This is a genomic window from Mesorhizobium sp. WSM4823, from assembly GCF_055811195.1.
On sequence record NZ_JBVVQL010000006.1, the window covers coordinates 179,605 to 200,686 of the forward strand.

The window sequence follows — 21,082 nt, forward strand, 5'->3', positions numbered from 1 at the left end:
GACGGTGCTGCGCTTTGGCCGGCGAATAGTTGAAGCGGGTTTTTGCCGCAGGCGGTGGTAGGCGATTGCAGAGTTCAGTATTGTCTGACAATACACATGAATTCCAAGGAGAGCAAAATGACGAAGCGGATCATGTTCACCGGCGGCAGCGGCAAGGCCGGGCGTCATGTCGTGCAGTATCTGGTCGAGCAAGGCTGCCAGGTGCTCAACATCGATACCAAGCCGCTCGACAATCCCAAGGCGCGCACGCTGATCACCGACATCACCGACAGCGGGCAGGTGTTCAACGCGCTGTCGAGCTATATGGGCCTGCATGAGTTCGACCCGTCGCTGCGCGCGCAGCCGGTCGATGCCGTGGTGCACTTCGCGGCCATCCCGCGCATCATGATCACGCCCGACAACGAGGTGTTCCGCATCAACGCGCTTGGCACCTACAATGTCATCGAGGCGGCGGTGAAGCTCGGCATCCCCAAGGTGGTGATCGCTTCCAGCGAGACAACTTACGGCCTGGTCTTCGCCAACGAGCCGCGCGACCCGACGCATTTCCCGCTCGACGAAGACTACGATGTCGATCCGATGGACAGTTATGCGCTGTCCAAGATCGTCAACGAGAAGACCGCGCGCGCCTTCGCGCTGCGGAGCGGCATCGACATCTATGCTTTGCGCATCGGCAACGTCATCGAGCCGCACGAATATTCGCTGTTTCCGAAATGGTTCGCCGATCCGGGTTTCCGCAAGCGCATCGCCTGGAGCTACATCGACGCGCGCGATCTCGGCCAGATCACGTTGCGCGCTATCGAGAAGGACGGGCTCGGCTATCAGGTGTTCAACGCCGCCAATGACGACACTTCGTCCGACCTGCCGACGGCCGAACTCTTGAGGCGGTTTTATCCTGACGTGCCGGTCAAGGGCGAACTTGGCGAATACGAGACGCTGCTTTCCAACCGCAAGGCGCGGGACGTGCTCGGTTTTCGTCCGGAGCATAGCTGGCGGAAATACGTCAAGACGGCCTGACAGGGCATCGTTCCTGGCTGATCTGTGCCCGACGGCCGGGTTTCCAACCCGGGGTCTTTTCCCGTGCTTGACAGTCTTCGGAATCCGGACTTTGTGAGCACATGCGGGACGGCAAGCCGAATAAGGGAAAAACACCGGCCAAGGCGGCACTCGCCGAGCGCCCGACCACCGTTCGCCATGCCCAGGCCGGCGTTCGCCGTGCCGACGCGGCGCGCATGCCTGGATCGAGCGTGCATGCGTCGCTGGCCAATGAGATCGGCCTCAGGATCGTGCGCGGCGACTATCCGCCGGGAACCATCCTCCCCAACGAAGCCAAATGGTCGGAGACCTTCGACGTCAGCCGCTCGGCGGTGCGCGAGGCGATCAAGATGCTGATGGCCAAGAGCCTGCTCGCCTCGCGTCCGAAGATCGGCAGTTGGGTCGAGCCGAGGGAGCGCTGGAACCTGCTCGATCGCGACGTGCTGGCCTGGTACGCGACATCGCCCGACCGCGAGGTGTTCCTGAAAACGGTGCAGGAGTTCCGCCACATCATCGAGCCCGAAGCGACCGCCTTTGCCGCGATGCGCCGTACAGACGAGCAGATGGCCGAGATCAGCCAGGCCTGCCGGGAGATGGGGGAGGCGACGACGCTGCAGGAGCGCACCCGCGCCGACACGCGTTTTCATCTGGCCATCCTGCGGGCGTCGGGCAACGATCTCCTGGTGCCGCTCGGCGTGCTGATCGAATCGGCTTTCGATCATCTGTTCGCCTATACGACGCGGGAGCTGGACGATTTGCAGCATGCGCAGAAGCTGCACGAGGCGATCGAGAAGTGCATCCGCCTGCAGCGGCCGGATGCGGCGCGCAACGCGGTCCGCAAGCTGTTGGCCAACACCGACGGCGTCATCAAGTCGAGATAGGCCGATCCTCTAGTCTTCTTTCGGGCGCCCAAACGCGGCGCGCAGTTCGTCCTTGGCGTCCTCCAGCACTTTCTTCTGCTTTGCTGGCAGGTTCTTGCCGGCACGGTTGATGTAGAAATTCAGCATCGACATGGCGGACTGGAACGGCTCGGCCTTGCGCCGGTCGCTGTGCTCGGCCGATCGCTTGAGCGAGGCCGCGATCTTCTTGGGATCGTGGGATTCGAAGACGTGCTCCTCAAGGTCCAGCGCATCGCTGTGCTCGGTCACCTCGGCCGACCATTTCCTTTTCGCGGTCATGATAAAACTCCTTCCGTTGGTGCGTTGACGCAAAACTCCGGGACGGCGGCCGCTGTTCCACTGCAGCTCAAATCCCTGGAGCCACGGATTTGCGTGATGTGGCGCTGCACGGCGCCGCCAATCTGCCGTTAGTGGTGTCGAACCGGTCGATTCTGCAGAACCGCGGACAGGAAACGCCTTGATCACAACCGTCTCCAGCCAGGCAAGCAGCCCCGGCATCGACAGCGCCTATGCCTGGATGCGGCTCGGCATCTCGATGCTGCTGTCGACGATCGGCGGCGTCGGCATGTGGGCGGTGGTCGTGGTGCTGCCCGCCGTTCAGGCGGAATTCGGCGTCGATCGCGCCGCCGCGTCGATGCCCTACACCGCGACCATGGTCGGCTTCGCCGTCGGCAATGTCGTGGTCGGTCGCGCCATCGACCGCATCGGCTACTGGATCCCGGCGCTTATGGCCTCGGTGGCGCTCGGTGCTGGTTTCCTGCTGGCGTCGCTGACCACCTCGGTGCTGCAGTTCACTGTTGTCCAGGGGCTATTGATCGGCGTCGGCACCTCGGCGATCTTCGGGCCACTGATCGCCGACATCTCGCACTGGTTCAACCGCCGGCGCGGCGTTGCGGTGTCGGCCGCCGCCGCCGGCAGCTATCTCGCCGGGGCGATCTGGCCCACGGTCATGCCCTATGTCATGCAGAGCGAAGGCTGGCGTTTCACCTATGCCGCGATCGGCGTCGTCTGCCTTGCAACCATGGTGCCGCTGACCCTGCTGCTCAGGCGCGGCGCACCACGCGCCGCCGCTCCCGGTTCACCCGGTAGCCGGCCCGTCCAGCCGATATCGCTGTCGCCAGCAGCCCTGCAGGTGCTGCTCGTCGTCGCCGGCCTTAGCTGCTGCGTGGCGATGTCGATGCCTCAGGTCCATATCGTCGCCTATTGCATGGACCTCGGCTATGGCGTTGCGCGGGGCGCCGACATGCTGTCGATCATGATGGCGGCGGGCGTCGTTAGCCGGCTGGCATCCGGCTTCCTTGCCGATCGCATCGGCGGCGTGAAAACCCTGCTGATCGGCTCGGTGCTGCAATGCCTGTCGCTGTTTTTCTATGTCCCGTTCGACGGGCTTGCGTCGCTCTACATCGTCTCGCTGGTCTTCGGCCTGTCGCAAGGCGGCATCGTGCCTTGCTATGCCATCATCGTGCGGGAATACATGCCGGCCAGAGAGGCCGGCCAGCGCGTCGGCATCGTCATCATGGCGACGATCTTCGGCATGGCGATCGGCGGCTGGATGTCGGGCTGGATCTACGATCTGACCGGTTCCTATGCCGCGGCGTTCCTCAACGGCATCGCCTGGAACCTGCTGAACATAGCGGCCATGGTGCTGCTGCTGTGGAAGGCACGGCGCAGCGCCGCCGCAATGGCCTGAAGCGGAGTACGGATCCAAGACCTGCCGTGCCTGTCGACGGCAGAGCCGGTTAGCACCGCGTACAAAAAACCCGCCTCAAAGGCGGGTTGCTGGCGCGAATCATCACCATGCCTAGATAGCTAGCATATCTGCCGTCATTTAGCAACGGATCGTGGCTCCTGCGACACGGATGATTGTTCCGGCCACACCCTGCTTGACTTACCCATATCTCGGCGGTTATTGGATTGATCAATAGCCAGTGAGTTATCGATTGCGATGCCGCAGCCCCACGAAATCCTTTTCAGAACGCTTGCCGATCCGACGCGACGGGCCATCTTCGAGCGACTGTGCCGCGACGGAGACCAGACGGTCGCAGCCCTGACGGCTCGGGCCGGGGTCTCGCAGCCGGCCGTGTCAAAGCATCTTGGGGTGCTGAAGCAGGCCGGGTTGGTGCGCGACCGCCACGAAGGCCGCAACACGCACTATAGCGCGGAGCTGGGCGCCTTGGCGCCGCTGATCGACTGGACAAGCCAAATGAACGGGTTTTGGCAAAGCCGGTTCAACGACCTCGAAGATCTGCTCAAAAGGATGGACCAATGACCAATACTGCGACCGAAACGCGCTCCGTAATTGTCGAACGGGAGGTCGCTTTTCCCCCGGAAAAGATCTGGCGCGCGCTTACGCAATCGCACCTGATCGAGGAGTGGCTGATGAAGAACGATTTCAAGCCAGACGAGGGTCACCGTTTCAATCTTAGCGCGGACTGGGGGGCGGTCGACTGCCAGGTCCAGGCAGTCGAGCCCTACAAGACCCTGTCCTACAGCTGGGACACCAAGGATCTCAGGAGTGTCGTCACATGGACGCTCACCCCGACTAGCACCGGGACCCATCTACGTATGGAGCAGTTGGGCTTCCGGCCGGATCAGCAGCAGTACTACCAGGGGGCCCAATACGGGTGGCAGCGGTTCTTTGCGAACCTGGAGCAGGTTCTGGCGCGAATCGAGTAAGGCGTGCCGGCATCAACAGGCATCCGCGGGTGAACGCGATGCCCAGCAAGACGTCCATCAAAATCAAGCAAGGCCGCCGCCAAGCGGGTCGCCCGATCCGCTTCAGCTCGTCTTCAGAGGAGGTCCTCATGAACTGGAATATTTGGATTCGACAATTCCACCGCTGGCTATCGATCATTTTTACGGCGGTCGTCGCCGCCATCTTCATCACCTTGGGCGTAGGTGTGGAGCCCGCCTCCTGGGTATACCTGATGCCGTTGATCCCGCTCGCCTTGTTCATGCTCAGCGGTCTGTACCTGTTCGCGTTGCCCTATGCCGGCAGGTGGCGCAGCGGACGACGCACGGCGTAGAAGCGTGACATGACGGACAAGACGCCCGCGAATCCATCCACAGCCGAAATTGAATCACCACCCGAGCTCAGGTAGCCATCCTGGCCCGTCCGCTTGACAATGGGGTAAGGCTGCGCGACGCCAGACGGGTGCGGCAGCCATAATCTCTGGTAAGCATGGGTTGGCATGGCGACAGTGGCAAAGACGCTGAATAGCATTTCGCGGCCGCGCTTCGGCGAAGGCGCCGCGTTCGGGACAAGGCTGTGACCAAACCGCGCTCGCGCCGCGGCGGCGGCCGTCCGACCATCGCCGATGTCGCGCGCAAGGCAGGTGTCGGCGCCATCACCGTCTCCCGCGCCTTGCGCGAGCCGGAGCGCGTTTCGGAGGATCTGCGCCGCCAGATCCAGGCGGCCGTCGATGAGCTCGGCTATCTGCCCGACCCGAATGCGCGAGCGCTGGCTTCGGCGCGCGCCGAGGTCTTTGGCGTGCTGGTGCCGTCGCTCACCAACAGCGTCTTTGCCGAAGTGTTGCGCGGCATCTATGACAGCCTGTCCGACAGCTCCTACCGCATCCAGCTCGGCAACACGCATTATTCCGGCCTCGAGGAGGAACGGCTGCTGCAGGTGTTCGGCCCCCAGCGCCCGGCAGCGCTGATCGTGGCGGGCATCGACCAGACGCCGACGTCGCGAAGACTGCTCGAGACGGCCGGCTGCCCTGTGGTGCAGGTCATGGAGACCGGGCCTGATCCAGTCGACATGATGGTCGGCTTCTCGCATTTCGACGGCGGCAAGGCGGCGACGGAGCACATGATCGAAATGGGCTATCGCCGCATCGGCTTCATCGGCGCGCGTATGGACCCGCGCTCGCAGCGGCGCCTGGCCGGCTATCGCGCGGCGATGGAAGCGGCCGGTCTGTTCGATGCGCGGCTGATCACCACCACGCCGGTGCCGTCCAGCGTGACGCTCGGGCGCGAATTGTTCCGCGACGCGCTGGCCAAGGTGCCGACGCTCGACGGGGTTTTCTGCAACAATGACGACATCGCGCTCGGCGTGCTGTTCGAGTGCCATCGCGCCTCGATCGCCGTGCCGAAGACGATCGGCATCACCGGCTTCAACGATCTCGATATGATGGAAGTGGCCTTTCCGTCGGTCACCAGCATCCGGACGCCTCGTTACGAGATCGGCCGGCGGTCGGTTGCCATGGCGCTCGCGGCGATTGCAGGCAAGCGGCCGCAAGAGCCGGTCGTCGACCTCGGCTTCGAACTCAAGCGCCGCGAGAGCACGGCCCGCTGAAGGCACTTTGCAGGCATTGCGAAATGCCGCTTTACACTACGTCATGGTAGCGCTACCATCTGCTTCTGGGCAAAACTCGCGGCAAAGACCGAAGTCTGTTTATTATATATAAGCGACAGCTCATGCTTGTTTATTATGTATAATATGATAGTTTTTACTTCGGTTGCCGTGCGGCAAGGGAGGAGATCGGGTCGGCATTCGGCCACCTGAAATGCGCGAGGGGCAAGGCTGGAGGTGCCGGGCCAAACGCGCGAGACGCGTAAGAAACAATCACAAACTGCAACTGGCAAAACTGCAACTGGGAGGAATATCGATGATCAAGTCGCTCGTTGGCGGCATCGTTGCCGCCACTGCATTCGTCATGCTGAGCTCGTCGGCGCTCGCCGAGCCTGAAATCGTCACTGGCCCGTCCGCCGAGCCGGACTGCTTTGCGCCATGGGCCGCCGACACGCAGTTCTTCAAGTTCCCCAAGAAAGAAGGCCCATACCGCATCGCGCTCGCCAATGGCTATATCGCCAATACGTGGCGCATCCAGATGGTGCAGACGGCGAAGGCCTATGCAGCGCAGCCGGAGGTCGCGGCGAAACTGAAGGAATTCAAGGTCGTTTCGACCGGCGAAGACGTGCCGGCGCAGATTTCGGCGATCAACAACTTCATCGATTCCGGCTATGACGCGATCGTTGTCAACGCGCAGAATCCGACAGCTTTCGGGCCGGTTATCAAGCGCGCCAAGGAAGCCGGCGTCGTGCTGGTCGCATTCGACAACATCCTCGACACCAAGGACGCCATCAACGTCAATGTCGACCAGAAGGGCCTCGGCGAATTGTGGGGCAACTGGCTGATCAAGCATATTCCCAATGGTGGCAAGATCCTCGAAGTGCGCGGCGTTGCCGGCACGTCGGTCGATACCGACCGCCACAATGGCATCCATGAGGTCTTCGATGCTTCGGGCAAGAAGTGGGAGGTCACCGAAGTCATCGGCAAATGGGACGATGGTGTGGCGCAAAAGGCTTCGGCCGACGCGATCGCCACCAACGGTCCCTTCGACGGCGTCACCGGCCAGGGCGGCGACACCGGCATCGTCCAGGCGATGATCGATGCCAAGCATCCGTTCGTGCCGTTCGGCGGCGAAACGGAGAATGGCTTTCGCAAATTCTGCGCCAAGTTTGCCGCTGACGGGCTGAAATGCTCGTCGGCCGGAACCGGTCCCGCCCAGGTCGCGGTCGCCATCAAGACGGCGATTGCCGCGCTCGAAGGCCAGGTCGTTCCGCAGGCGGTGAAGCTGCCGCTGGCGATCGTCGAGGATCCGAACTTCAAGGAAGGCGAGGACTATTTCCCCGACCAGTCCGACAATTTCTTCGTCGGCAATTCTTTCCCGACCTGCGGCATCAATTTCACCGCGCAGGAAATCATGGGTCAGAGCAAGGAAAACCAATAGGCTGATCGCTGGCGCCGCAGGCTAATCCTGCGGCGCCGGTCCCGAAAACAAGCGCCTTGGGAGGGGCCGATGGACGGTGCGGTTCCGCTCTTCCGGATGGAAGGCATATCCAAGCGCTATGGCGGTGTGCGGGCGCTGGAAAAGGCCGAGCTTTCCGTTACGTCAGGCAGCATTCACGCCATCCTCGGCGAAAACGGCGCCGGTAAGTCGACGCTGATCAAGGTCATGGCCGGCGTCGTCGCGCCTGACGAAGGTCGCATGACGCTGGATGGAAGCGAGGTGACCTTCGCGTCGCCGGCCGCGGCCAACCAGGCCGGCATCGTCTGCATCTTCCAGGAACTGTCGCTCGTCCCCGAACTCAGCGTTGCCGACAACATCGTCATTTCCGATCCGCCCAAGCGCTTCGGCATGATCGACCGCAAGGCGCAGCGACGCATCGCGGAGGAGGCGCTGGCGCGCGCGGGCGCCGCCGACATCCACCCGCTGGCGCTGGTCAAGGATCTTCCTCTTTCAAGAAGGCAGATGGTCGAGATCGCCAAGGCGCTTGCCAGGAAGCCGCGAATCCTGATCCTCGACGAGGCGACCTCGGCGCTCACCGCGGCCGACGTCGCCAAGATATTCGGCGTCTTGAAGCGGCTGCGCTCGGAAGGGCTGGCGCTGCTCTACATCTCGCATCGCATGAACGAGATCGCCGAGCTTGCCGACCAGTGCACGGTGTTCCGCAACGGCCGCAATGTCGCCAGTTATGCGGCAGGCACGAAGAGCGACAATGAAGTCGTCGAGCTGATGATCGGCCGCGAATACAGCCACATCTTTCCGCCAAAGCCGGTGCGCGCGCCGGCCACCGCCGCGCCCGTTCTAGAGGCGCGAAAACTGTCCTGGACCGATCGGTTGGACAATGTCTCGCTGACGGTCGGGGCAGGCGAGGTCGTCGGTCTCGGCGGTCTCGACGGCCAGGGGCAGCGTGAATTGCTGCTCGCCTTCTTCGGCGTGCTGCGCGGCCTTTCCGGCCAGATATTGATCGATGGCAAGCCAGTGGCGATCGCCAGCCCAGCCAAGGCGCGCGATGATCGGATCGGCATGGCGCTGATCCCGGAGGATCGCAAGACGGAAGGCCTGATGCTGCCGATGACGGTACGCGAAAACCTCTCCTTCGCCGCGCTCGACCGGCTGTCCAGGGCCGGCATCATCGATCGCGTTGCCGAGCAGCGGCTGATCGACGACATGGTCGCTCTGCTGGCGATCAAGACGGCCGGCCTCGACATTCCGGTCGGTGCGCTGTCGGGCGGCAACCAGCAGAAGGTCGTCATCGCCAAATGGCTGATGCGACGGCCGCGCATCATCCTGCTCAACGACCCGACGCGGGGCATCGATGTCGGCACCAAGCAGGAACTCTATCAGCTGATGCGCAAGCTTGCCGACCAGGGGGCGGCGATCCTGTTTTACTCCACCGACTATGACGAGCTGATCGGCTGCTGCGACCGGGTGCTGGTGCTCTATGACGGGGCGGTCAAGCGCGAGCTGGTCGGCGCCGAGATCACCGAGCGGGCGCTGATATCAAGCGCGCTCAACATCCATGGCGAAGAGATGGCTGTTGGCGGCATGGCGAAGACGCCAGCCCGAGGCATGGCGAAGACGCCAGCCCGAGGAGCGGACGCGTGAAAGGGATCATAGCGTGAAAGATTGGCGCTACTGGCTTGCCGAACAACGCGGAACGCTGCTGGCGTTCGGCATCTTCATCGTGATGTTTACGATCTACACCTCGAACCATCCGGCGGGCTTTACCGCCAATGTCGTGCAGACGGCCTCGAACAAGGGCGTGCTGCTCGCCTTCGTCGCCATGGCGCAGACGCTGGTGGTGATCACAGCCGGCATCGACCTATCCGTCGGCATGATCTTTCTGCTGACCAACTGCCTGGCCTCATGGCTGGTCGTCGGCACCGGCATCGAGACCGCCTTCGGCGTCGTCGCGGTGCTTGGCGCCGGGCTGCTTTGCGGCGCGATCAACGGCGCCATCGTCATCTACGGACGGCTGCAGCCGATCGTGACTACCATCGCGACGGGCGCGGTCTATTTCGGCATCGCGCTGCTTTTGAGACCGTTTCCGGGCGGTTCGGTCAACGAGGGTCTCGCCGACGCGCTGACCGGGCGGCTGTTCGGCGTGGTGCCAGCGAGCCTGGTGGTGCTGCTGGCCGTCGTACTTGTCGTCTGGGTGCCGTTCAGCAGCTCGGTGCTCGGCCGCGCCGCCTATGCCGCGGGATCGTCGGAGATGGCGGCCTACATGTCCGGCGTGCCGATCCGCCGCGGCAAATTCGCCGCTTATGCGCTGGCCGGCTTGCTGGCCGCGATCGGCGGATTGTTCCTGACCTTCTTCACCTATACGGGCGAGGCGGCCTATGCCAGCGGCAATGCCTATACGCTGTTTTCCATCGCCGCTGTGGTGCTTGGCGGCGTCTCGCTGTTCGGCGGCAAGGGCAGTGCCATCGGCGCGATCTTCGGTGCGCTCGCCTTCCGCACCATCGGCGACCTGCTCTTCGTTTTCGATTTCGATCCGCTATGGCAGCCGCTGTTCCAGGGCGTCATCCTGCTGATCGCGGTCAGCCTCGGCGCCTTCGCCCTGTTCAGGGTCCGCAACCGCTTGGAGTGGTTCCTGTGAGCGAAACGACCGCCAACGGCATCGCCGGCCGCATGCCGAAATTCCTTCGCCGCGCCGATCCGGCGGTGCTGACCGCCTTTGCCTGCATCGTGCTGCTGTTGTTTGTCGGCAGTCTCTACTCACGCAGCTTCCTGTCGCCGGACTATCTGCTGCAGCAGCTCAAAGTGGCCTCGTTTCTCGGCGTCATCGCCACCGGCATGATGCTGGTCATCCTGCTCGGCCAGATCGACCTGTCGGTACCGTGGTCGGTGGCGGCAGGTGCGATGATGGCCTGCGCGGCGGCCGCATACGGCCCGGTCGGCGTGGCGCTGGCTATCCCGTTCGGCATTTTCTGCGGTGTCGCGATCGGCATCGTCAACGGCATCGGCGTCGCCTATCTGCGCATTCCCTCGATGATTATCACGCTCGCCACCAATGCCGTCGCGCAAGGGCTGATGGTGGTCTATACGGGCGGCTTCTCGCCGCAGGATTCGGCGACTCGGGCGATGCGCTATCTGGCGACCGGCTTTGCCATTCCGGGCGTGCCCAACGCGGTCGTCATCTGGGCGCTGATCGGTGCCGCGACGGTTTTCGTGCTGACCCGCACCGGCTTCGGCCGCACCGTCTACGGCATCGGCAACCGCGAACGTGCCGCCTACCTCTCCGGCATCGATACGCGGCGTGTCGTAATGATCGCGTTCGCCGTGTCCGGCGGGCTCTCGGCCTTCGGCGGCGTGCTTCTGGCCGGCTATGCTTCCAAGGCGGCACAGTCGATGGGCGATGCCTATCTCCTGCCGTCGATCGCAGCGGTCGTGCTTGGCGGCACCTCGATCCTCGGCGGGCGCGGCTCCTATCTCGGCACGGTCGCCGGCGTCATCCTGATCACGCTCCTGCAATCCATTCTTTCGGTCATGCAGATGCCTGAGGCGGGGCGGCAGATCATCTATGGCGTCGTCATCGTTGCCATGCTCCTGCTTTACGGCCGCGCGCCGGCCAGCCGCTGACCCGCATTGTGGACGAAAAGGCAGCACAAATGCACAGGGGTCCCGTTCGGTCCGCACCGGCGGTCGTGGTGATGGGCGTCGCCGGTTGCGGCAAGTCGGCGGTCGGCGAAGCGCTGGCCGCAGCGTTAGGCGCCACCTTCATCGAGGGCGACAGGCTGCATCCGCCCGAAAACGTCGCGCGCATGGCGCGCGGCGAGCCGCTGACCGACGCATTGCGGGAAGGCTGGCTTGACGCGATCGGCCGGCGCATCGCGGGATCGGTCGGCGAGGGGCAGGGCGTCGTCGCCGCCTGCTCGGCGCTGAAGCGCAGCTACCGCGAGCGCCTGCGCGGCTTTTGCCAGGACATCGTTTTCCTCTATCTGGAAATCGATCCCGCGACGGCAAAGCAGCGCGTCGGCTCCCGCCGGGGCCATTTCATGCCGGCAAGCCTGGTCGACAGTCAGTTCGCGACGCTCGAAGCGCCGGCAGCGGACGAGCGGGCTTTGACGCTCGATGCGAGGCGTCCGGTCGCCGACATTGTCGCCGATGCCGCGGGCCTGTTCGAAGCGAATTCATGAACGGTCTCGCGGATCCCGCTTCAGGACGCCCGATCAGATCTGCGACGTCAGCTCGACCGGAAAATCGTCATTGTCGGCATCGCGCATGGCGGCGAGGCTGCGATTGTCCAGCACCTCGGCGATCGCCTGGCGCACTTCCAGCATCATGTGCCGGACCTGGCATGTCGCCTCGTCGCAATCCTCGCAGCGCTGATATTGCGTGCGACTGGCGCAAGGGATCGGCGCCAGCGGCCCGTCGAGGACACGCACGACATGGCCGATCTTGATCTCGGAGGCCGGCCGGGCGAGGCGATAGCCGCCTTCCTTGCCCTTGCGGCTCTGGACGAAGCCGGCATTGCGCAATTCGCCCAGAATGGCATCCAGGAATTTCTTCGGGATGTTGTTGGCGACCGCAATGTCGTTGACGAATGCGAGCTGGCCGACCGGCAGGCCGGACAGATGCACGAGGGCCTTGAGGCCGTATTTGCCTTTTTTGGTAAGCATGCCCGAGTCAGTTCATGAAAACCCCAACCGCCCGCGTCTGGCGGTTGTTTGTGTGCAAATCATGACGTTTTGGTCGTGCTATGCAGTTTCGCGAACAAGCCGTCTGAAGGAACAGTAGGCACAAACACGTTGATTCTTCGTGACGTTTTGGACGGCAGGCGCGCGGAAAGCGGGAAATCAGCTTTGCGGAGCGGAAAAACGAAGAAAGCCGGCAAAAGCCGGCTTTCGCTTCAGGTTTGAAGATCGCTCGTTCAGCGACTGCCATAGGTCTGGTCGAGCAGTCCGCCCGCGGCGAAATGCTCGGTCTGGACCTTGGTCCAGCCGCCGAAGACGTCTTCCACCGTCAGCAGGCGGACGTCGGGAAACTCAGCCTTGTATTTGGCGGCGACCGCCGGGTCGCGGGCCCGCAGGCCGTTGCGGGCGGCGATGTCCTGGCCCTCCGGCGTATAGAGGAAGTCGAGATAGGTCTTGGCCAGCTCGCGTGTGCCGTGTTCGTCGGCGATCGTGTCGACGATTGCCACCGGAAATTCTGCCAAAAGGCTGACCGAAGGCGTCACCTGCTCGAACTTGTCCTCGCCATATTCCCTGCTGATACCGCGGGTTTCCGACTCGAAGGTGATCAGCACGTCGCCGATCTCGCGCTGCACGAAGGTGGTGGTGGCGGCGCGTCCGCCGCTGTCGAAGATCGGCACGTTGTTGAAGAGCTTGGTGACGAATTCCTTCACCTTGGCATCGTCGCCCTTGAAGGCTTCCTTGGCGTAGGCGGTGGCCGCGAGATAGGTGTAGCGCGCATTGCCCGATGTTTTCGGATTGGGGAAGATCACCTGCACGTCGTCGCGCACGAGATCGTTCCAATCCTTGATGTTTTTCGGATTGCCGGCGCGCACCAGGAAGGACGGCAGCGAATAGAAAGGCGAGGCGTTGTCGGGAAAATCCTTCTGCCAGTCGGCGGACACAAGACCCTTCGAGACCAGGAAGTCGATGTCGAGTACCTGGTTGAAGGTGACGACATCGGCGCCGAGACCCTCGGCGATGGCACGCGCCTGCGCCGACGTTCCGGCATGCGACTGATCGATAGTGACGCCGGGGTGCCCAGCGCTGAAGGCCTTGTTGACCTGCGCAAACAATTCGCGGCCGACATCGTAGGACGCGTTCAGCAGCTTGTCGGCCGACCAGGCTTGGGAGGATGCGAGGAACAGGCCGGCCAATGTGGCGACGCCAAGCAAAAATCGCTTCATGAAAACAGGCTCCTTGAAAACGCCGTTTGTTGAATGCTGCAGGATAATCGAGCGATGCCCGGCGAGACGAGGCATGCAGGCCGGATCTATGGCGTTGCAGTGAGAAAAAGCGTTGCCGAAACAGCCCATTGCTAGGATTTTCTTCCAAGAAGAGTCAATTTCTCGCCATGCCGCAGGTGCTTTCCAGTCACCTTCCTAGGAGGTAAAACGAAATAGATACACATTGTGTATGCGGAGTGCTATGGTGGGAAAGAGGAGTCCTCCATGACAAAGACCACACATGAAACCCGCGCAAAGCCTGTCAATCTGCGCATCCGAGAGGATGTGCGCATTCTGATTGACCGCGCTGCGAAAATACGCGGGAAAACCCGCTCCGATTTTATGATCGACGCCGCTTACCGCGCGGCCGAAGACACGCTGCTCGACCAAGCGCTGATCAAGGTGGATCCCGAGAGCTACCAGCATTATCTCGAAATCCTCGACGAACCACCGAGCGGTGAAGGTTATGCACGGCTTATGAATGCGCCCAAGCCTTGGCAGGGTTGATGCTGTCGGCGCCTACGCCTCTTACCGACAATCATGATCTCGAACTATTCCAAAGCGGGACCGAGAGCCTGGATCAATGGCTTCGTCGCAGGGCGCGGGCCAACCAGGTCAGCGGCGCCTCCCGCACTTATGTAGTAACGGAAGGCGTGCGCGTTGTCGGCTACTACTGTCTGTCCTCGGGTGGGCTTGATCTTGCGGAAGCGCCAGGCGCCATTCGCCGCAACATGCCGGATCCCGTTCCTATGGCTGTGCTCGGGCGTCTCGCCGTGGACGCAAGCTGGCAAGGGAAGGGGCTAGGCGCAGCACTCTTACAAGACGCCGTTCTGCGCGCCGGTCACGCCGCGATGATCCTCGGGATTCGCGGCGTTTTTGTTCATGCCATATCGGCTGAAGCGAAAGCCTTCTATGAGCACTACGGCTTTGCGGCTTCCCCAAAGAATCCGATGACCCTGGTGCTCTCGCTAAAGGCGCGTTGAAAGATACCCGGTGTCGCTCAGTATGAAAGGGCGGCTGTCACCAGCATGGATTCGCCATCGCCTTGTGGCTAAGCAGCTGGAAAAAGTTTCCAGCGCCGCGGCCTGAACGCCACCCGGCTTTTCTGCGCCGCCGGATGGTCGACGGGTAGCTCGATCTCGACCCGCTGGCGTTCGCCGCCGATTTCGAGTTCCACGCGTCTGGTGCCGGCGACGCGGCGGCTGGCGGCGACCGTGCCGGCGATGCAGCCATTGCATTCGTCCACCAGTTCGACATCGTGCGGGCGGAAGAACAGCGTCGCTTCGCCCTGCGGCGCCTGTGGCGCGGAGAGGCCGATCGGGCGATCGGCGATCCAGACCTGGCCGTCCTCGACCTTGACGGGAAGTGAGCTCGATTCACCGATGAAGCCGTAGACGAAGGGCGAGTTCGGCGTGTCGTAGATTTCATCGGCGGTGCCGACCTGCTCGATGCTGCCCTGGCTCATCACCACGACGCGGTCGGCAAGCTCCAGCGCTTCTTCCTGGTCATGGGTGACGAAGACCGTGGTGTGGCCGGTGGCGTCGTGGATGTCGCGCAGCCAGCGGCGCAACTCGCGGCGGACCTGGGCATCGAGCGCGCCGAACGGCTCGTCCAGCAAAAGCACGGCCGGTTCGATCGCCATGGCGCGGGCAAGCGCCACACGCTGGCGCTGGCCGCCCGAAAGCTGCGCCGGATAGCGCTTTTCCAAGCCGGAAAGCTGGACGAGGTCGAGAAGCTCGGAGGCGCGGCGGCGGATTTCCTGCGCCGACGGACGTGTCGGCCCGTGCCGGACCTTGAGGCCGAAGCCGATATTGTCGGCGACCGTCATATGGCGAAACAGCGCATAATGCTGGAAGACGAAGCCGACATTGCGCTCCTGGATCGACTTGTGCGACGCGTCCTCCTCACCGAAGAAGATCTTTCCCCTCGTCGGCCGCTCCAGCCCGGCGATCAGCCTGAGCAGCGTCGTCTTGCCGGAACCGGAAGGCCCGAGCAGGGCGATCAGTTCACCGGACTTGATGTCGAGCGAAACGTCATGGAGGGCCGGAAACCGCTCAAACTCCTTGCGCACGTTGGCAACGCGAACTTCCATCAACCGTCCCTTTGTTGTCGATGCATGTCGTTATCCCAAAACCGCTACGCGCTTTTGGGCGACATCAAAATCTTTGTTTATGCATGTCGCCCAAAATCGCTACGCACTTTGGGGCGACATGCATTCAATGTCCGCGCGTCGCGGCGATCTCGGCGCCGTAGCGCATTTCGAGAAGTGTTTTCAAGACCAGCGTGACGAGCGCCAGGCCGGCAAGCAGCGAAGCGACGGCGAAGGCGGCGGCGGCATTGTACTCATTGTAGAGGATTTCGACATGCAGCGGCATGGTGTTGGTCAGTCCGCGTATGTGGCCCGACACGACTGAGACCGCGCCGAATTCGCCCATGGCGCGGGCATTACACAACAAGACGCCGTAGAGCAGTCCCCATTTGACGTTGGGCAGCGTCACATACCAGAAGGCCTGCCAGCCATTGGCACCGAGCGACAGGGCTGCCTCCTCGTCGCCATTGCCCTGTTCCTGCATCAAGGGGATCAGTTCGCGGGCGACGAATGGAAAGGTGACGAAGATGGTGGCCAGCACGATGCCCGGCACGGCAAACAGGATGACGATGCCATGCGCCTTCAGCCAGGCGCCGAACAAGCCTTGCGCGCCGAACAACAGCACATAGACGAGGCCGGAAATGACCGGCGAGACCGAAAACGGCAGGTCGATGAGCGTGGTCAGGAAGGCCTTGCCCTTGAACTCGAACTTGGCGATCGCCCAGGCGGCGGAGATGCCGAAGACGACGTTGAGTGGCACCGAGATCGCCGCCACCATCAGCGTCAGGTGGATCGCCGAGCGCGTGTCGGGGCTGGTGAGCGCCTCAGTATAAGCGCTGAGACCCTTTGCGAAGGCTTCGTTGAAGACGACGATCAGCGGCAAGAGCAGGAAAATGCCGAGGAAGGCAAAGGTCACGATCATCAGCACGGCTTTCGCCGGGCGGCTTTCGGTCACTGCCGCCGACTGGCTTTCGTGGTGCGGTGCGTAGGATTTGATCTCGGGGTCAGCCATAGCGCTTGCGGCTCCACGTCTGCACCAGATTGATGACCAGCAGCATCACGAACGACAAAGCGAGCATGATTGCCGCGATCGCGGTCGCCGCCGCATAATTGTATTCCTCCAGCCGGATGACGATCAGAAGCGGCGCGATCTCGGATTTGTAGGGCAGATTGCCGGCGATGAAGATGACGGAGCCGTACTCGCCGACACCGCGCGCGAAAGCCAGCGCGAAACCGGTGACAATGGCTGGCGCCAGGCCTGGAAGCAGAACCCGGGAGATGGTCTGGAAGCGATTGGCGCCGAGCGTGGCGGCCACTTCCTCCACCTCCTTGTCGATCTCCTCCATGATCGGCTGGACGGTGCGCACGACGAAAGGCAGGCCAATGAAGATCAGCGCGATGACGATGCCGAGCGGCGTGTAGGCGACCTTGATGCCGAGTGGCGCCAGCAGGCTGCCGAGCCAGCCGTTCGGCGCGTAGAGCGTGGTCAGCGCGATGCCGGCCACAGCTGTCGGCAGCGCGAAGGGCAGGTCTACCATGGCATCGACGATGCGGCGGCCAGGAAAGTTGTAGCGCACCAGCACCCAGGCGACGATCGTGCCGAAGACGACGTTGACCGCGGCGGCAACGAAGGCGGTGCCGAAGCTGATCTGAAGCGCGTTGATGGTGCGGCGGTCGATGGCGATCGCCCAGAAATCGGTCCAGCCGAGCGCGGCCGATCGCCAGATCAGCCCTGACAAGGGGATGAGGATGATAACCGTGAGGTAGGCAAGAGAGAAGCCGAGCGTCAATCCGAAACCCGGAATGACGCTCGGCTGTCTGAACCGCCACCCCGCCTTTGCGGGTGCTGTGGTCATGTCGTCCTGATCTAGAGTTTAGCTTACTGGGCCGGCTTGTAGATCTGGTCGAATATACCACCGTCGCCGAAATGGTAAGGCTGCGCCTTCTTCCAACCGCCAAAAAGTGGATCGTCGATGGTGATCAGCTTGATCTCGGGCAATTTGGCGAGGTCCTCCGCCGGCACCAATTCCGGCTTCGACGGGCGATAGTGGTTCTTGGCGATCAGAGTCTGGCCTTCCTTGGAATAGAGGTAGCTCAGATAGGCTTGGGCGACCTTTCGCGTGCCCTTGGCATCGACATTGGCGTCAACCACGGCGACCGGCGGCTCGGCCAGGATCGAGGTCGGCGGGTAGACGATGTCGAAATTGTCGGCGCCGAACTCGTCGAGCGCCAGATAAGCCTCGTTCTCCCAGGCCAGCAGCACGTCGCCCAGGCCCTTTTGCGCGAAGGTCACGGTGGAGCCGCGCGCGCCGGTGTCGAGCACCGGAACATGGGCGTAGAGATTGCCGACGAATTCCTTGGTCTTGGCCTCGTCGCCGCCATCCTTGGCGTTGGCATAGGACCAGGCGGCGAGATAGTTCCAGCGCGCGCCGCCCGAAGTCTTGGGGTTCGGCGTGATCACCTGGACGTCGTCCTTGACCAGATCGCCCCAGTCCTGGATGCCCTTCGGATTGCCCTTGCGCACAAGAAAGACGATGGTCGAAGTGTAGGGCGCCGAATTGTTCTCGAATTTGGTCCGCCAGTCGGGATTGATCTTCTGCGATTTCGAGACGATGGCATTGATGTCGCCTTCGAGCGCCAGCGTCACCACGTCGGCGTCGAGGCCGTCGATCACGGCGCGGGCCTGCGCGCCTGACCCGCCATGCGACTGCTGGACGGTTACTGTCTCACCGGTCTCGGCCTTCCAGTGGGCGACAAAGGCCTCGTCGAATTGCTTGTACAGCTCACGTGTCGGATCATAGGACACGTTGAGGATGGTGGTATCGGCAAACGCGAAACCGAGTGTTCCGAATTGGACCGATGCAGCGACAAGGGCGCCGAGCAGTTTCCTGAAATGAGGATTGGTCATTTACGCCTCCGTTGAGATCACCGCAAATCTACCGAATTGGTAGAAATTAGATGCACTCAATGTTGCTTTTTTCGTGCCTTTGAAGCAATCTTTCGCTTGTCTTCGGCGCGATGAAGAAAATCTTTCCTCTCGCCGTCGCGAGGCCGAATCCGGGCACATGATGATATCCATCTAGAGACAGGTCGGGCCTCGGCAATGGCTGGATGTGATCCGGACGCGATTTACTTCGCGACGGCCAGCGGTGGAAGCAGCGCTTCGGACGTCCGGCTGGCCAGAGGGGGAAGCCTCGGAACAGGCACGAGGTGAATATCCTGTTACCCGCTAACCTATGGAAAACCAACTCCTTGAATCGCTTGGCGCCGTCTATTCAACGAAAACCTTCACGCTGGCCGCGCGACCGGCCGCATCGATCACAGTCAGGGTCGAATAGCCGGTGCCGTCCGGCTGCCAGGTCGCGGTGCGCCGCCGGTCGATGCCGAGCAGTGGCTTGCCGTTGGCCAGCCAGCGGAACGGCGCGCGGCCGCCTTGCAGCTTCAGCACCAGCGGTGAGGCTTCGGCGGTAGTGGTGCCGAGATCGACGCGGGCGCCGTCGGGCGGAAAGACGATCGTCGGCGCGGGCTCGGTCGGCGTCGCCTGGACCAACCCGTCGGCGCCAGAACCGAAGCGCGCCAATGTCACCGGCAGATCGTCGCGCCTGGATCTGATGACGCCGGCCGGCTGGCTTGGCAGCGGCACGGCAGCCAGGCCGGAACGGACAAAGCCCTCGAACAGGATGGGTGCGGCCGAGACATAGCCGGACAGGCCGGGCACTGCGCCGGCATCGGGACGGCCGACCCAGACGCCCAGCACGTAGCGTCCGTCGAAGCCGACCGACCAGGCATCGCGGTAGCCGTAGGAGGTGCCGGTCTTGTAGGCGATGCCGCGCTGTGCGGCGCCCTCGGGCGGCTTGACGCCCGACAATATATCGGTGATCTGCCAGTTCGCCTGATTGTCGAGGATCGTAGCCGTGGAGCGATCGGCATTCGCCGGCTCGGTGCCGTCATGCAGCGTGTGTGCCTTGCCGCCATTGGCAAGCCCGGCATAGAGCTGGACGAGGTCGTGCAGCGTCGTGCCGACGCCGCCAAGGCCGATGGCGAGACCCGGCGCCTTGTCGACGGGCAGGACCGGCGTGACGCCAGCCTGCCGGAAGCGCGCCAGCAGCCGCGCCGGCCCGACGGCGTCAAGCACCCTGATCGCCGGCACGTTGAGCGACAGTTGCAGCGCCTGCCGGATGCTGACGTCTCCCTGGTAGCCCATGTCGAAATTCTTCGGCCGGTAGCCGGAAAAATCCGCCGGACTGTCGTTGATCAGCATTTCTTGCGCGACCAGTCCCTGTTCGAAGGCGAGCCCGTAGATGAACGGTTTCAACGTCGAGCCGGGCGAGCGGAGTATCCTGGTCATGTCGATCCAGCCGGAACGGCTGGCGTCGAAATAGTTGGCGGAGCCGACCTCGCCAAGGATGTCGCCGGTGCGGGCGTCGGCCATCACCATGGCGACGGACAGGCGGGGGCCGAGCCTGGTGGCGGCATCCCTGGCCACCTGTTCCAGCCCTTCCTGAACGCTTTTGCGGATCGTCAATTGCAGGGGTTGGCCAGGAACGGCTTTGGGCAGCACCGCATAGGCGGCATGGGCGGCGAGCGCCGGCAGCGTGCGGCGTATGCTGGAAACTTCGTCGAGCGCAGCACGTGCGGCCTCGCGTGCGCCAAGCAGGCCTGATGAAACCATGCGCATCAGCACCCGGTCGCGGGCGGCGTGAGCGATTGCGAGGTTGCGGTCGGGCCGTCGCTTTTCCGGCAATTGCGGCAGGGCGACGAGCAGCGCCGCCTCAGAGACCGTCAGCCGCTTCGGCTCCTTGCCGAAATAGGCCAGCGAGGCGGCGCGCACGCCTTCGAGATTGCCGCCATAGGGGGCCAGCGTCAAATAGCGTTCGAGGATCTCGCGCTTGGTGAGCCGCCGCTCGATCTGCAGGGCGCGCAGCATCTGCCTGATCTTCGAGCCGAGGCTGCGGCTGTCGCGCGGCTCTGCCAGCCGGGCGAGTTGCATCGACAGTGTCGAGCCGCCGGAGACGATACGGCCATTGGTCACGAACTGGCCGGCGGCGCGGGCCAGCGCCAGCACGTCGACGCCTTGATGGTCCCAGAAGCGCTTGTCTTCGTACGCCACCAGCATATCGACGAGTTGCTTATCGACCTGATCGAGCCGGGTGGCAAGCCGCCAATAACCGTCCGGCGTGGCGAAGGCCCGCAACAGCTGGCCGTCGCGGTCCTGCACCTCGGTCGACATCGTCAGCGCGGCTGGCAGCGGCGGCGGATAGGCGCGGTCGAGCTGCCAAAGCCCGCCCGCGGCGATTGCTGCAAAGCCGGCGAGGGAGGCGGCGGCGATGGCCGAACGGCGCAGCGTGGTCGTCATGATCATGTTCGCCAC

22 protein-coding genes are annotated in these 21,082 nt (G+C 63.1%); 14 read left to right on the top strand and 8 right to left on the bottom strand.

The features are described from left to right. Positions 1–117 precede the first annotated feature (117 nt). Entirely contained in the window at positions 118–1,014 is an 897-nt protein-coding gene (locus AC0L26_RS17850) for an NAD-dependent epimerase/dehydratase family protein (protein WP_473633733.1), read from the top strand. A gap of 101 nt (positions 1,015–1,115) precedes the next feature. After that, positions 1,116–1,913 carry a FadR/GntR family transcriptional regulator gene (locus AC0L26_RS17855; RefSeq protein WP_473633734.1) on the top strand — a complete coding sequence of 266 codons (798 nt, stop codon included), beginning with the start codon at positions 1,116–1,118 and terminating at the stop codon, positions 1,911–1,913. Between the two features lie 9 nt (positions 1,914–1,922). Here AC0L26_RS17855 and AC0L26_RS17860 read toward each other — a convergent pair whose 3' ends face one another. After that, the gene (locus AC0L26_RS17860) at positions 1,923–2,210 is read right to left on the bottom strand and encodes a DUF3175 domain-containing protein (protein ID WP_473633858.1); all 288 of its coding nucleotides are present in this window, start codon (positions 2,208–2,210) and stop codon (positions 1,923–1,925) included. A gap of 238 nt (positions 2,211–2,448) precedes the next feature. Between AC0L26_RS17860 and AC0L26_RS17865 the strand changes: the two genes are divergently transcribed. From AC0L26_RS17865 to AC0L26_RS17910, 10 genes are all read left to right on the top strand, one after another. Further along, positions 2,449–3,621: an MFS transporter gene (locus AC0L26_RS17865; protein WP_473633859.1), complete on the top strand. Its 1,173-nt coding sequence runs from the start codon at positions 2,449–2,451 to the stop codon at positions 3,619–3,621. A 255-nt stretch (positions 3,622–3,876) separates the two neighbouring features. Next, complete coding sequence (locus tag AC0L26_RS17870; RefSeq protein ID WP_473633735.1) at positions 3,877–4,200, top strand: ArsR/SmtB family transcription factor; 324 nt, start codon at positions 3,877–3,879, stop codon at positions 4,198–4,200. Further along, positions 4,197–4,607 (top strand): SRPBCC family protein, encoded by a 411-nt coding sequence (locus AC0L26_RS17875; RefSeq protein ID WP_473633736.1) that lies wholly within the window; start codon positions 4,197–4,199, stop codon positions 4,605–4,607. The genes AC0L26_RS17870 and AC0L26_RS17875 overlap by 4 nt, the downstream gene beginning before the upstream one ends. 38 nt (positions 4,608–4,645) lie before the next feature. Beyond that, a complete protein-coding gene (locus tag AC0L26_RS17880) occupies positions 4,646–4,957 on the top strand; it encodes a hypothetical protein (RefSeq protein WP_473633737.1) in 312 nt (103 codons plus the stop codon). 242 nt (positions 4,958–5,199) lie between these two features. After that, positions 5,200–6,228, top strand: a complete 1,029-nt coding sequence (gene gntR / locus AC0L26_RS17885) for an HTH-type transcriptional regulator GntR (RefSeq protein ID WP_473633738.1) — start codon at positions 5,200–5,202, stop codon at positions 6,226–6,228. 313 nt (positions 6,229–6,541) lie between these two features. After that, positions 6,542–7,666 (top strand): sugar ABC transporter substrate-binding protein, encoded by a 1,125-nt coding sequence (locus AC0L26_RS17890; RefSeq protein WP_473633739.1) that lies wholly within the window; start codon positions 6,542–6,544, stop codon positions 7,664–7,666. Positions 7,667–7,735: 69 nt separating this feature from the next. Continuing rightward, complete coding sequence (locus AC0L26_RS17895; protein ID WP_473633740.1) at positions 7,736–9,328, top strand: sugar ABC transporter ATP-binding protein; 1,593 nt, start codon at positions 7,736–7,738, stop codon at positions 9,326–9,328. A 13-nt stretch (positions 9,329–9,341) separates the two neighbouring features. Continuing rightward, on the top strand, positions 9,342–10,322 hold the full coding sequence (locus tag AC0L26_RS17900; RefSeq protein ID WP_473633741.1) for an ABC transporter permease: 981 nt from the start codon (positions 9,342–9,344) through the stop codon (positions 10,320–10,322). Next, positions 10,319–11,305: an ABC transporter permease gene (locus tag AC0L26_RS17905; RefSeq protein WP_473633742.1), complete on the top strand. Its 987-nt coding sequence runs from the start codon at positions 10,319–10,321 to the stop codon at positions 11,303–11,305. Before AC0L26_RS17900 ends, AC0L26_RS17905 begins: the two co-directional genes overlap by 4 nt. 29 nt (positions 11,306–11,334) lie before the next feature. Continuing rightward, positions 11,335–11,862: a gluconokinase gene (locus tag AC0L26_RS17910; protein ID WP_473633743.1), complete on the top strand. Its 528-nt coding sequence runs from the start codon at positions 11,335–11,337 to the stop codon at positions 11,860–11,862. Between the two features lie 33 nt (positions 11,863–11,895). On the opposite strand, the gene AC0L26_RS17915 is transcribed toward AC0L26_RS17910, so the two are convergent. Together AC0L26_RS17915 and AC0L26_RS17920 are read right to left on the bottom strand one after the other, a co-directional pair. Then, the gene (locus tag AC0L26_RS17915; protein WP_006202816.1) at positions 11,896–12,345 is read right to left on the bottom strand and encodes an RrF2 family transcriptional regulator; all 450 of its coding nucleotides are present in this window, start codon (positions 12,343–12,345) and stop codon (positions 11,896–11,898) included. 251 nt (positions 12,346–12,596) lie between these two features. After that, positions 12,597–13,583, bottom strand: coding sequence for a sulfate ABC transporter substrate-binding protein (locus AC0L26_RS17920; RefSeq protein WP_473633744.1), 987 nt, complete (start codon positions 13,581–13,583; stop codon positions 12,597–12,599). A gap of 264 nt (positions 13,584–13,847) precedes the next feature. Between AC0L26_RS17920 and AC0L26_RS17925 the strand changes: the two genes are divergently transcribed. Further along, positions 13,848–14,129: a type II toxin-antitoxin system TacA family antitoxin gene (locus AC0L26_RS17925; protein ID WP_352936900.1), complete on the top strand. Its 282-nt coding sequence runs from the start codon at positions 13,848–13,850 to the stop codon at positions 14,127–14,129. After that, the gene (locus AC0L26_RS17930; protein WP_473633745.1) at positions 14,129–14,605 is read left to right on the top strand and encodes a GNAT family N-acetyltransferase; all 477 of its coding nucleotides are present in this window, start codon (positions 14,129–14,131) and stop codon (positions 14,603–14,605) included. Before AC0L26_RS17925 ends, AC0L26_RS17930 begins: the two co-directional genes overlap by 1 nt. A 68-nt stretch (positions 14,606–14,673) precedes the next feature. On the opposite strand, the gene AC0L26_RS17935 is transcribed toward AC0L26_RS17930, so the two are convergent. The 5 genes from AC0L26_RS17935 to pbpC form a co-directional block, all read right to left on the bottom strand. After that, positions 14,674–15,714, bottom strand: a complete 1,041-nt coding sequence (locus tag AC0L26_RS17935) for a sulfate/molybdate ABC transporter ATP-binding protein (protein ID WP_352936898.1) — start codon at positions 15,712–15,714, stop codon at positions 14,674–14,676. Positions 15,715–15,838: 124 nt separating this feature from the next. Continuing rightward, a complete protein-coding gene (cysW, locus tag AC0L26_RS17940; RefSeq protein ID WP_473633746.1) occupies positions 15,839–16,723 on the bottom strand; it encodes a sulfate ABC transporter permease subunit CysW in 885 nt (294 codons plus the stop codon). Then, a complete protein-coding gene (cysT, locus tag AC0L26_RS17945; protein WP_473633747.1) occupies positions 16,716–17,567 on the bottom strand; it encodes a sulfate ABC transporter permease subunit CysT in 852 nt (283 codons plus the stop codon). The genes cysW and cysT overlap by 8 nt, the downstream gene beginning before the upstream one ends. A 23-nt stretch (positions 17,568–17,590) precedes the next feature. Continuing rightward, positions 17,591–18,619, bottom strand: a complete 1,029-nt coding sequence (locus AC0L26_RS17950; RefSeq protein ID WP_473633749.1) for a sulfate ABC transporter substrate-binding protein — start codon at positions 18,617–18,619, stop codon at positions 17,591–17,593. A gap of 363 nt (positions 18,620–18,982) precedes the next feature. Then, entirely contained in the window at positions 18,983–21,073 is a 2,091-nt protein-coding gene (pbpC, locus tag AC0L26_RS17955) for a penicillin-binding protein 1C (RefSeq protein ID WP_473633750.1), read from the bottom strand. Positions 21,074–21,082: the final 9 nt, after the last annotated feature.

Excerpts from the sequence above, each read along its gene's own strand:
- AC0L26_RS17850 (WP_473633733.1), top strand. The coding sequence starts at position 118 with ATGACGAAGCGGATCATGTTCACCGGCGGCAGCGGCAAGGCCGGGCGT.
- AC0L26_RS17855 (WP_473633734.1), top strand. The coding sequence starts at position 1,116 with ATGCGGGACGGCAAGCCGAATAAGGGAAAAACACCGGCCAAGGCGGCA.
- AC0L26_RS17860 (WP_473633858.1), bottom strand. The coding sequence starts at position 2,210 with ATGACCGCGAAAAGGAAATGGTCGGCCGAGGTGACCGAGCACAGCGAT.
- AC0L26_RS17865 (WP_473633859.1), top strand. The coding sequence starts at position 2,449 with ATGCGGCTCGGCATCTCGATGCTGCTGTCGACGATCGGCGGCGTCGGC.
- AC0L26_RS17870 (WP_473633735.1), top strand. The coding sequence starts at position 3,877 with ATGCCGCAGCCCCACGAAATCCTTTTCAGAACGCTTGCCGATCCGACG.
- AC0L26_RS17875 (WP_473633736.1), top strand. The coding sequence starts at position 4,197 with ATGACCAATACTGCGACCGAAACGCGCTCCGTAATTGTCGAACGGGAG.
- AC0L26_RS17880 (WP_473633737.1), top strand. The coding sequence starts at position 4,646 with ATGCCCAGCAAGACGTCCATCAAAATCAAGCAAGGCCGCCGCCAAGCG.
- AC0L26_RS17890 (WP_473633739.1), top strand. The coding sequence starts at position 6,542 with ATGATCAAGTCGCTCGTTGGCGGCATCGTTGCCGCCACTGCATTCGTC.
- AC0L26_RS17895 (WP_473633740.1), top strand. The coding sequence starts at position 7,736 with ATGGACGGTGCGGTTCCGCTCTTCCGGATGGAAGGCATATCCAAGCGC.
- AC0L26_RS17910 (WP_473633743.1), top strand. The coding sequence starts at position 11,335 with ATGCACAGGGGTCCCGTTCGGTCCGCACCGGCGGTCGTGGTGATGGGC.
- AC0L26_RS17915 (WP_006202816.1), bottom strand. The coding sequence starts at position 12,345 with ATGCTTACCAAAAAAGGCAAATACGGCCTCAAGGCCCTCGTGCATCTG.
- AC0L26_RS17920 (WP_473633744.1), bottom strand. The coding sequence starts at position 13,583 with ATGAAGCGATTTTTGCTTGGCGTCGCCACATTGGCCGGCCTGTTCCTC.
- AC0L26_RS17925 (WP_352936900.1), top strand. The coding sequence starts at position 13,848 with ATGACAAAGACCACACATGAAACCCGCGCAAAGCCTGTCAATCTGCGC.
- AC0L26_RS17930 (WP_473633745.1), top strand. The coding sequence starts at position 14,129 with ATGCTGTCGGCGCCTACGCCTCTTACCGACAATCATGATCTCGAACTA.
- AC0L26_RS17935 (WP_352936898.1), bottom strand. The coding sequence starts at position 15,714 with ATGGAAGTTCGCGTTGCCAACGTGCGCAAGGAGTTTGAGCGGTTTCCG.
- cysW (WP_473633746.1), bottom strand. The coding sequence starts at position 16,723 with ATGGCTGACCCCGAGATCAAATCCTACGCACCGCACCACGAAAGCCAG.
- cysT (WP_473633747.1), bottom strand. The coding sequence starts at position 17,567 with ATGACCACAGCACCCGCAAAGGCGGGGTGGCGGTTCAGACAGCCGAGC.
- AC0L26_RS17950 (WP_473633749.1), bottom strand. The coding sequence starts at position 18,619 with ATGACCAATCCTCATTTCAGGAAACTGCTCGGCGCCCTTGTCGCTGCA.
- pbpC (WP_473633750.1), bottom strand. The coding sequence starts at position 21,073 with ATGATCATGACGACCACGCTGCGCCGTTCGGCCATCGCCGCCGCCTCC.